The organism is Pseudomonas sp. 14A, from assembly GCF_018132745.1.
GTDB lineage: Bacteria > Pseudomonadota > Gammaproteobacteria > Pseudomonadales > Pseudomonadaceae > Aquipseudomonas > Aquipseudomonas mercuritolerans.
In genome coordinates, this window is record NZ_JAGRQJ010000004.1 from 1 (window position 1) to 9,530 (window position 9,530).

The 9,530-nt window shown below is 59.6% G+C and carries 9 protein-coding genes and 2 tRNA genes; 8 read left to right on the forward strand and 3 right to left on the reverse strand.

Annotated features, from left to right (window positions below; translation table 11 throughout):
- Positions 1 to 122: 122 nt before the first annotated feature.
- Positions 123 to 1,043, reverse strand: coding sequence for a recombination-associated protein RdgC (gene rdgC, locus PS14A_RS07415; RefSeq protein ID WP_024012190.1), 921 nt, complete (start codon positions 1,041 to 1,043; stop codon positions 123 to 125).
- Between the two features lie 159 nt (positions 1,044 to 1,202).
- Here rdgC and PS14A_RS07420 point away from each other — a divergent pair.
- Positions 1,203 to 1,278 (forward strand) — tRNA-Val (locus PS14A_RS07420).
- Between the two features lie 19 nt (positions 1,279 to 1,297).
- Positions 1,298 to 1,374, forward strand: a tRNA-Asp gene (locus PS14A_RS07425).
- A gap of 167 nt (positions 1,375 to 1,541) precedes the next feature.
- Here the strand turns inward: PS14A_RS07425 and PS14A_RS07430 are convergent.
- The gene (locus tag PS14A_RS07430) at positions 1,542 to 2,720 is read right to left on the reverse strand and encodes a catalase family protein (protein ID WP_212615635.1); all 1,179 of its coding nucleotides are present in this window, start codon (positions 2,718 to 2,720) and stop codon (positions 1,542 to 1,544) included.
- Positions 2,717 to 4,528, reverse strand: coding sequence for a di-heme-cytochrome C peroxidase (locus tag PS14A_RS07435; RefSeq protein ID WP_212615636.1), 1,812 nt, complete (start codon positions 4,526 to 4,528; stop codon positions 2,717 to 2,719). The genes PS14A_RS07430 and PS14A_RS07435 overlap by 4 nt, the downstream gene beginning before the upstream one ends.
- 269 nt (positions 4,529 to 4,797) lie before the next feature.
- Between PS14A_RS07435 and PS14A_RS07440 the strand changes: the two genes are divergently transcribed.
- From PS14A_RS07440 to PS14A_RS07465, 6 genes are all read left to right on the forward strand, one after another.
- Positions 4,798 to 5,514, forward strand: a complete 717-nt coding sequence (locus tag PS14A_RS07440) for an FKBP-type peptidyl-prolyl cis-trans isomerase (protein ID WP_076566750.1) — start codon at positions 4,798 to 4,800, stop codon at positions 5,512 to 5,514.
- A 292-nt stretch (positions 5,515 to 5,806) separates the two neighbouring features.
- Positions 5,807 to 6,262: a DUF1232 domain-containing protein gene (locus tag PS14A_RS07445; protein ID WP_212615637.1), complete on the forward strand. Its 456-nt coding sequence runs from the start codon at positions 5,807 to 5,809 to the stop codon at positions 6,260 to 6,262.
- Positions 6,263 to 6,374: 112 nt separating this feature from the next.
- The gene (locus PS14A_RS07450) at positions 6,375 to 6,716 is read left to right on the forward strand and encodes a helix-turn-helix transcriptional regulator (protein WP_130912017.1); all 342 of its coding nucleotides are present in this window, start codon (positions 6,375 to 6,377) and stop codon (positions 6,714 to 6,716) included.
- Positions 6,713 to 7,084 carry a hypothetical protein gene (locus PS14A_RS07455; protein ID WP_003223109.1) on the forward strand — a complete coding sequence of 124 codons (372 nt, stop codon included), beginning with the start codon at positions 6,713 to 6,715 and terminating at the stop codon, positions 7,082 to 7,084. The genes PS14A_RS07450 and PS14A_RS07455 overlap by 4 nt, the downstream gene beginning before the upstream one ends.
- Positions 7,085 to 7,492, forward strand: a complete 408-nt coding sequence (locus tag PS14A_RS07460; RefSeq protein ID WP_212615638.1) for an SEL1-like repeat protein — start codon at positions 7,085 to 7,087, stop codon at positions 7,490 to 7,492.
- A gap of 239 nt (positions 7,493 to 7,731) precedes the next feature.
- Positions 7,732 to 9,530: DUF6531 domain-containing protein (locus tag PS14A_RS07465; protein WP_249121203.1), on the forward strand; the 1,799-nt coding region annotated here is incomplete at its 3' end.

Sequence of the window (9,530 nt, forward strand, 5' to 3'; positions counted from 1 at the left end):
ACACCACAAAACATTGTGGGAGCGAGCCTGCTCGCGAATGCGGTGAGCCAGACACATTAATGTTGACTGGCACACCGCATTCGCGAGCAGGCTCGCTCCCACAGGTTAGATACTCGTCAGAGTCAGATCCCCTGCGGCATCTCTTCCCCACCCAACGCTTCGACCAGCGCCGGCAGGAAGTCGCCGAAGGTCAGCATCATCAGGGTAAAGCTGGCATCCAGTTGGCCCAGGGCTTCGTCGCCACCGTCCTGTTCCGCCTGATCCTGCAACAGATCCTCGAATTTCAGGCGTTTGACGGTCATCTTGTCGTCGAGCATGAACGACAGTTTGTCCTGCCAGGCCAGCGACAACTGAGTGACGACTTTGCCGGTGCTCAGGTGCAGCTGGATTTCCTCGCTGGTCAGGTCCTGACGCTTGCAACGGACGATGCCGCCGTCTTCGTGGGTGTCGCGCAGTTCGCACTCGTCCAGTACATAGAAATCGTCGGCGGCTTTCTGCGTGGTGACCCACTCGGTCATCACCGCAGTCGGTGCCATTTTCACGGTCAATGGACGGACGGGCAGGGTGCCGATCACTTCGCGCAGGGTCGACAGCAGGTCTTCGGCGCGTTTCGGGCTGGCCGAGTTGACCAGGATCAGGCCCTGTTTCGGCGCGATCGCAGCGAAGGTCGACGAGCGACGAATGAACGCGCGCGGCAGGAACGCCTGGATGATCTCATCCTTGATCTGATCGCGTTCCTTCTTATAGACCTTGCGCATCTGCTCGGCTTCGATCTCTTCGACCTTTTCCTTGACCGCGTCACGCACGACGCTGCCCGGGAGAATACGTTCTTCCTTGCGCGCAGAGATCAGCAGGAAATCGCCGCTGACGTGTACCAGCGGCGCATCTTCGCCCTTGCCGAACGGCGCGACGAAACCGTAAGTGGTCAACTCCTGGCTTGCACACGGCCGCGCCAGTTTGGTCGCCAGTGCAGTTTCCAGCGCCTCGGCATCGACAGGCAGGTCTTGGGTCAGGCGATAGATCAGCAGGTTCTTGAACCACATGGGGTGAGTCACTCCTTTATACAAAGGGGGGCATTATTGTCTTCGCCGGGGCATAGGCCAACCCTTCTCTAAGCCTTTGGAAGGCCTCGGAAAATTATTTAAAAAAGTGCTTGCCAGAGGTTGGGGTGCTCCGTAGAATGCGCGCCACACCGAAGCGAAGGGTGATTAGCTCAGCTGGGAGAGCGTCTGCCTTACAAGCAGAATGTCGGCGGTTCGATCCCGTCATCACCCACCATTCGTTTCAAGCGTTTCGCGCAGCGGTAGTTCAGTCGGTTAGAATACCGGCCTGTCACGCCGGGGGTCGCGGGTTCGAGTCCCGTCCGCTGCGCCATATTCGGTATCTGGAACTGAACGCCAGACACCACAAAAAGCCCGCCTTGTGCGGGCTTTTTGCTGTCTGCGATTTCTGTAGGAGCTGACGATTACAACGAGGCTGCGATCTTTTGGCTTTTTTCATACAAGATCAAAAGATCGCAGCCTCGTTGCGCTCGTCAGCTCCTACATGGGATGTGCAGAGGCATTCTGACTGTGTCGATAATCGCTCACCGCCTCGTACACCGCCCTGCGCAGGCGATTGATCCCGCCAATCGGCCGATGCGCCTCGATGCCGAACCACGGATTGAACGACAGGTTGTCGCATTGCAGATTCAGCGCCGGCGTATCGAAGTCCTGAGCGGGCAGGGTGATCCGCGCCACGGTTTCAAACGGTGCATCCTGCTCACGCCACTCAATGCTGGTGTCCTCAATCGGCATGTACTTGTTCACGTCCTGGCGCTGGATCTGCAGGGCGAAGCAGGCTGGCACCCGATCCGTCGACAGCTGCTTATTCAATGCGCTGCGCAGAAAATTCGGCAGGTCGTGATTCTGTTTCGGCAGGGTATACGCCGGGCAACGCTCCGCATCCGGCACGACGCGGAATTTCGCATTGGCCTCACCGAACTTGTAGGGCGATACCGAGAAATATGTGGTCTCGGTCGGACTGTCCGGCGGCGCTGACAGGGTTGCCAACGCGATGAATAGATGACGGACCTGCCAGGTCCGCGGATCCCATGTCGGAAAAAACGCCATGACCCTCTTGCCGTCAGCCTGCGCCGCCACATTCTGACGATACTCTGCGACATTGCTGACAAAGAAATTCGGATGGCTGAACATCACGAAATCCTGTTCATGCTGGTCCTGGCGGTTGCCGAGCAGTTGCGTGCCAGGAACCTCAAGCAACTTGATCGCCATTCCGCGCGCGTCGCGAATGCTGTCGAATTGTGGATAGGCATTGCCGTTGGACAACCGGATCAACGCCTGCCAGGTCTTGCCCGGCTCGCTGAACACACCCCGTCGCAGCGATTGCGCCAGTTCCGGTAACACCTGCACTTGCGCCTTCACGCAGCCATGCGCTTTGGCGTGAGCATCGCGCAGATAACGCGTGGGTTCGCGGTGCTGGTCGACGATGCGCACTGCGGTTTGAATGACGTCCTGGGTCATCGCCGCTTCGCCTGCTGGAATCTGTTCCTGCGCCGACACCGGCCCGCGATGCTGCCAGGCAAACCACGCGGTGGCGATGGCCCAGCCGAGCAGGCCGATGACCAGGAGGATCAGCAGAGTCTTGCCAAGCAAGCGCCCCAACCAGAGCCAGAAACGCGCGAGCGGCGGCAGTTCCTTTTTGAATGTCGGCATGATCATGGCAACTGCGCCTCCAGTGGTCCGCCCAGTACTTTCAGGTATTCGAGTAGCGCCCAGCGCTCCTCGGGTTGCAGGAGTCGGCCGATCACCCCGTTGCCGCGTGCGCCGGCGCGGAATTCGTGGCCGCTGTTGTGGTTGCCGCTGATGCGCGTGTCGAACAGAAAACCGTTGGTGAAAGGCTCGGTGCGATAACCGAGATGGCGCGGGTCGTATTCGAGCGTGCCTTTATAGAAGGTGGTTGCACGCTCATCCTGCGGTGACAGCAACTGATAGATGCTCGGCACCGAACCGTTGTGCAGAAACGGCGCAGTCGCCCACACGCCTGCCAGCGGTCGAGCCTTGTAAGCGACTTTTTCGCGCACGCCGATCGGCAGGCCGAAACCGTCCATGCGCGGTTTTTCTTCCGGCGTGATCTTCGCTTCTTGATAGGCCCGGTTTTCCACGAACGCGGTGACGTAAGCCAGGCCCTTGGCCACCGACAATTGGCTCAGATCAAGCGGCTCCTTGGGTTCGGGGTGCAGTTTGACGTCCATCTTTTCCAGCTCATTGACATCCCATTGCAGTGCGCTCAGGTCGAAACGGTGACTGGCAATGTTGTTGGCCGCATTCGGATCGGTGCCGATCACCTCCACGGGAAGCATGTGCAAGTGCTGCACCCAGCGTTCGCCTTCCTGCGATTGGCGCGGGACATGGCAGCCGGCGCAGTTTTCCGCGAACAGCGCGCGGCCTTTGGCGGCCAGCGGCTTGTCGATGGCACCGAACAGATCTTCCGGCCAGGTTGGCGGCTTCAACTGTTGCAGGATTTCTTCGATGGCGTGCAGATCACGCACGCGCACGCTGGAAGGGTAGCGCTCGGCGCCTTGCAGCGGCTGACCGTTGGCGTCGAAGAAATTCAGCGTGGCACCGACGCCGAGCGCTTCGCCGATATTGCGCGCCATCGGCTGCTGGGCCGAGCCATTCCACTGCACCCAGTCGAACGTCCACATGTCCCACAGCTGCGGGTAATCCACCGGGGCATCGGCCACGCGGTAGTTGGCAGGGGAAATCGCATCACCGAACGTGGCGTTGGCTATTCGGCCGAACGCGTCGGTGCGCCCCGGGCCTTCCTCGGTCGGGTACAAGCCGCGATGGGTGTCATTCCAGGCCACTTTGACGAAGGTGTTCAGTGAGGTCTTGAACTCGCTGCGCAATTGTTCGCGGCGCGCTTCGTAATCATCTCCGAGCACCTGGCGGGCGAAGCGCTCGAACTTCCATGGGTTGTAGTGAGTCGAGGCGAGACTGGCGACCAAGGCCTGTCCGAAACTGCCGCCGCGCAATGTGGGAACGCTGGAAGGCAACACGTGCTGTGCACTGCCGCCATCGATACGCACGGCCTGACCTTTGAAGCGCAACTCGCCGGTGTGGCAAGCGGCGCAGGTGATGTCCAGATAGTGCTCGGAGGCGTTGTCGGGATTCTGATGCCGGGCAAAACCGACGGGCAGGTTGCCGGGATTGTTCAAGGTGGCTTTTTGCTGCGGATCGACCAGGAAGCCGAAGCGGGCGAGGTATTCGGGCGAGGCGAATCTTTGTTCCGAGAACGGCAATTCCAATGCCTGGAACCACTCGTAACGCAGGCCTTTGACTTGCGTACCTTGCGGTGTGAAGTAGTAAGTCTGGCGTTGAGCTTCGCTCCACTGATCCAGATAACGTACCTGTTGCGGCGGGGTGTAGAAGGGCAATTTCGGATTGGCGACGTAATAGACGATCACCGCGAGGGCGATTACCGCCAGCACGATCAGCAGCGCGAGAACGCGGGAGAAGAGGCGCAAGTTGAACATCCTTGTCGAATTGTTGCGCTGTTATGCCTGAGCGGCGCTGGCTGGGCAAGTGGCCATTACGCCAGATGTTGAGCCGTGAGCCGACGAGCCTTGTCGTCCACGGATGACAGAAGCTTCATCCAGCCATCGGCCAAATGCGTTTTAATCCCTGAACTTATCGGAAGAATCCTGCTCTCATGCCGGTAGCCATTGGTCGTGGCGGCCTGATAAGCTCGCGGCTTTACTCGATTGCCCATTCGGCGCATGAACAAGGAAATAGCATGAAACAGCATCGGTTGGCGGCGGCGGTAGCCCTGGTTAGCCTGGTACTCGCGGGTTGTGACTCGCAGACCAGCGTAGAGCTGAAAACCCCGGCGCAAAAAGCTTCCTACGGCATCGGCCTGAACATGGGCAAAAGCCTTGCCCAGGAAGGCATGGATGATCTGGACTCCAAAGCGGTAGCCCAGGGCATCGAAGATGCCGTTGGCAAGAAAGAACAGAAGCTGAAAGATGAAGAACTGGTCGAAGCCTTCGCCTCGCTGCAAAAGCGTGCTGAAGAGCGTATGGCCAAGATGAGCGAAGAGTCGGCAGCCGCCGGCAAGAAATTCCTCGAAGAAAACGGCAAGAAGGCCGGTGTCACCACCACCGCTTCGGGCCTGCAGTACGAAGTAGTGAAGAAAGCCGATGGCCCACAGCCTAAGCCGACCGACGTCGTCACTGTTCACTACACCGGCAAGCTGACCAACGGCACCGTATTCGACAGCTCCGTCGAGCGCGGCAGCCCGATCGATCTGCCAGTCAGTGGCGTGATCCCGGGTTGGGTTGAAGGTCTGCAACTGATGCACGTTGGCGAGAAGTACAAACTGTACATCCCTAGCGATCTGGCTTACGGCGCTCAGTCGCCAAGCCCGGCAATCCCGGCCAACTCGGTTCTGGTCTTCGACCTGGAACTGCTGGCCATCAAGGATCCAGCCAAAGAAGAAGCCGCTGCCAAGTAACACGCAACGGCTCGAAAACAACGCCTCGCTAATGCGGGGCGTTGTTGCATCTGCAGGTTGGGAAAGGTAAACAGAGCGAACTGACGCCGTTCAACACAGTCATAGCTTTGAGGCTGCCCGCGCTAGACGCCCTGAGCTGCCAAGTCAATGAAATATTGGGCTTTTTTATGTGAGTAAAAAACGCCCGATCTGAGCGCAGCCCTTATGAAACGGGGCTCTCAGCGCTGAAATGCAGCTCTGTTCACAAGGTTATCCACAATTTGTGTGGATAACATTTCAACGGGAAGAATAGATGAAAGCTCCGTGGAATTTCGCTCGATTCCTGCCGTTGGCCGGTCGCCTGCTGGCCCGTGGACGCCTGCCGACCCTGTTGTTTGCCGTGGCCAGCAAAGGCGCGGCGCAAGGCAATCGCCTGGGCAAGCTCAAGGATGATCTGCGCTTGCTGCAGTCGTTATGCCTGGCCTACTGGCGTGGCGAGTATCGCGCGATCAGTGCCAAGTCGCTGATTTCGGTGGTGGCGGGCCTGATGTATTTCCTCAGCCCGGTGGATGCCATTCCGGATTTCATTCCCATGTTCGGCATGCTCGATGACATCGCTGTCCTCGCCTGGCTGATGAAAACCCTCGATGACGAACTCAACGCCTTCCGCCTGTGGCGCAAACGCCAGCAACCCGAAAAGCTGGCGGTGGTTGAACTCCTCCCTGATACCCCTGAACAATTGCAGCTGCAAGGCCCGAAAAAGCCCTGACTGACCAAGTCTGCCTACAGATAGATACCACTCGCGACCGTAGCCGCTGTTAGGATTACACTTCTAGGGAAAAGTGCCGACTCGCTAAGTGGTGTTGTCCTACGGGGTAGTCATGGATATTCAGATAATTGCACGCGATGGCGAACCCGAATACGCGGTTCTGCCGTGGGCTCAATATCAGGCTTTACTGAAAGCAGCAGGGATCAACGCAGCACCGGTGCAGCAGCCAGCAGCGCCGCTCGCCACCTCGCCGGAGCCGATTCTTCCGGGTCTGGATCAATTACGCAGTTTGCGCGAAGGGAAGGGCATCGCCATCGAGGCGCTGGCCCGCACGGTAGGCATCAGCCCGTCTTACCTGGCCATGATCGAAAGTGGTGAGCGTCAGCCCGACGCCGCGATTCGCCGCAGCCTGGCCTGGGAACTGACGGTGCCGGGTTGGAGGGACGAATCGTGAGCGTACGCATCAGCCGTCAACATTGGGACGGATTGCTGGGGGAACTGGACCAGGCGCGCCGTCAGCGCCATCTTCTGACCTATCGAGCCTTGCTTGAGCGTTTGCAGCTGCCGACGCCGGCGATGCAGACGCTGACGGCTGCGCTGGAGCATCTGGCCGCACTGGATGCCAAAGCCGAGCAGCCTTTGCGCAGTTCGCTGGTCATTAGTCAGGGTGCGAGTCGTTTGCCGCGTACCGGGTTCTTTGAATGTGTCGAGCGTCTGGGGCGCTTTTCCGGGCCGTCAGATGGCGTTGCGGCGGCGTCCTGGCATGCGTCGGAAGTAGTGCGGGTCTTCGAATACGAATACCCGGAATCGGCGGAGGCCTGAGTGTTTCTGTGGCTCAAGGCGCGGGCCGGTTACTGGCTGGCCCGCAGGCTGTTTCATTGGTCGTGGTTCGTTCGCCAGCCGCGTGGCTGGCGCTGGCTTGAGGGCCAGTTTGCGCGCATGGCCAACCTCGGCGATGTCGATGCTCAAAGCTTTTATGGGCACATTCTGACTTTTCGCGGCGTTGGGCTAGGCGCGCGTGAAGAAGGCGTGCGTCTGCTGCGTCTGGCGGCGTTGGCCGGCGACGGTAAAGCCGCTTATCAAGTCGGCGTGATCAGCCTCGCCGGTACGCCGAGCAAGGCGCCGGATCCCGTTGAGGCCGCTCGTTGGTGGAGCATGGCCGCCAAGGCCGGCCACCCGTTGGCCGAGCTGAAGCTGCAACAGCTGATGGCTGGTGATTCAACGCAGTAATTCCATGTATGTCTTCTAAATAAACGCGGCGTGAGGTTTTCCTCACGCCGCGTTTACGTTTCTGCCTGCACGTTTTTCGATTGATGCTGGGTTGCAGATTAGTCCTACATCCTTTGCCTACTCGCCTGACTTCTTTCCTCTTTGATCCCCCGCACAGTTCCCGCGACTAATTTCTTGCGCGAGGGACCGCTCATGCTTCAGCCCGTTTTTCAGTCCACCTTGTTTGCTCGCGTGTGTTGATGGAAGCCATCGCGCGCATCGAGCAGGAACTCGACAGCTTTCCGCAAACGCTCAGCCTCTACCGCGAACAGCTTGATCACTGGCTCAGTCGCAGGGCGGACCAGATCAGCGAGGCAGCAGACCTGCCGTCGCTGGTGGGTATGGAGCGGATCATCCGCTTCGGCGATAGCAGCACGGCGGTCAGCAGCAGCGACGACGAATTTTCCTCCAGTGTCGTCCAGTGCCCGCAGGGCGGGCTGATGCAGATCGAGAGCAAATTCGAATCGGTCTATGACATCCCGCTGGGCAACATTTCCGTCGATGTGGTCGACGTGGATAGCGGCAAGACCAGCCCGGTCACCCTTGATCAGCAGGGCAAGGCTGAATTCAGAGGCGAAGAGGGCAAGTTCTACCGTGTTTTGGTTCACAGCGCTGTCACCTCCAGTCAAGTCACCGAGCTGTTCGAATCCTACGACGGTTTGACCGGCGAACTGGAACACTGGCTGCGTAGCGAGTGGCAAGGTTTCAAGCCGCAGTGGTCACAGTCGGTGGCGATAGCGGCCAGCAACGGCATGCTTGCTGGAAGTTGGGCCGCTATCGAAGGCGTGTGGGACAGCCTCGGTCTGCTCTCGGAAATTCTCCAGGACCCCGGCAAGTTTGCCGAGCGTCTAGGCAGCGGCGCGGCTGATCTGATCGAGCTGGCACAGACCGCTCCGGATCTCATGGAAAAGCTGCAGTTGCTGGTCAGTGACGAGGCGGCGCTGTGCTTGCTGCTACGGTCGGCGAGTCTGTGGCTGGACATGCTGCCGCCCAGCGCGATTGCCGACAAGTCCGCTGAAGTGGCGTCGATGATGATCGTGCAACTGATCATCGATGTGTTGATCAGCGTGGTGCTGACGTTTGTCGGAGCGGGGGCGGGGATCGCTTATCTGACGCTACGTCTGGCCGATCGTGCAGCCCAGTTGTTCAGCGTTGCCAAGCGTCTGGTCAAAGCGCTGTTTGGCATCGTCAGCACGTTTATTGAATACGTCGATCGTTACAAAGCCGTTGCCGCGCGAGGCATTGCCGCCGGGGTGAAAAACGGCCGGATGCAATTGCGCTGGGATGCCAAGCGCAACGCCATGTTGAAGAAAGACGAGCCCCACGACGACGTCCCCGACCAGGCGAAAAACCCCAACGGCGACGCCGCCGATTGCGTGCCCAAAACCTGTACCAATGGCTGCCCGGTGTCGATGGTCACCGGCGAAGAGCTGCTGACCCTGACCGACGCCGTGCTCGACGGCGTGCTGCCCTTCGAGTTCACCCGCTTGTACCGCAGCAGCGCGGTCGAGATCGACATCGGCCTGGGTTTCGGCTGGAGCCATACGCTCGCGCATCGCCTGGCCTTCGACAGCGATGGCGTGATCTGGATCGACCACGAGAACCGCCGCACTCGGTTTCCCCTGCCAAACGTCGCGCGTCCAGCGATTCACAACAGCCTGTCGCGGGCGGCGATCTTTCTCGGCGAGGAACCGGAAGAACTGATCCTCGCCCTGGCCGGGGAAACCGCACGGTTCTATCACTTTCGCGCCGGCCGGCTGACCGCAATCAGCGATGTCTACGGCAATCGTCTGACCCTGCAACGCGATCGCTCCGACCGCATTCAGCGTCTGGACAACGGCGCCGGGCGCGCGCTGCTGTTGCGGTATGACCGCGCGCAACTGGTGGCGGTCGATTATCAGGTGTTTGTTCAGGGCGAGTGGACCACCGAGCAGAACCTCGCCACCTACAGCTTCGATGCGCGGCAACGCCTGTTGATCGCGACCAACGCAGTCGGCGA

Excerpts from the sequence above, each read along its gene's own strand:
- rdgC (WP_024012190.1), bottom strand. The coding sequence starts at position 1,043 with ATGTGGTTCAAGAACCTGCTGATCTATCGCCTGACCCAAGACCTGCCT.
- PS14A_RS07430 (WP_212615635.1), bottom strand. The coding sequence starts at position 2,720 with ATGATCATGCCGACATTCAAAAAGGAACTGCCGCCGCTCGCGCGTTTC.
- PS14A_RS07440 (WP_076566750.1), top strand. The coding sequence starts at position 4,798 with ATGAAACAGCATCGGTTGGCGGCGGCGGTAGCCCTGGTTAGCCTGGTA.
- PS14A_RS07445 (WP_212615637.1), top strand. The coding sequence starts at position 5,807 with ATGAAAGCTCCGTGGAATTTCGCTCGATTCCTGCCGTTGGCCGGTCGC.
- PS14A_RS07450 (WP_130912017.1), top strand. The coding sequence starts at position 6,375 with ATGGATATTCAGATAATTGCACGCGATGGCGAACCCGAATACGCGGTT.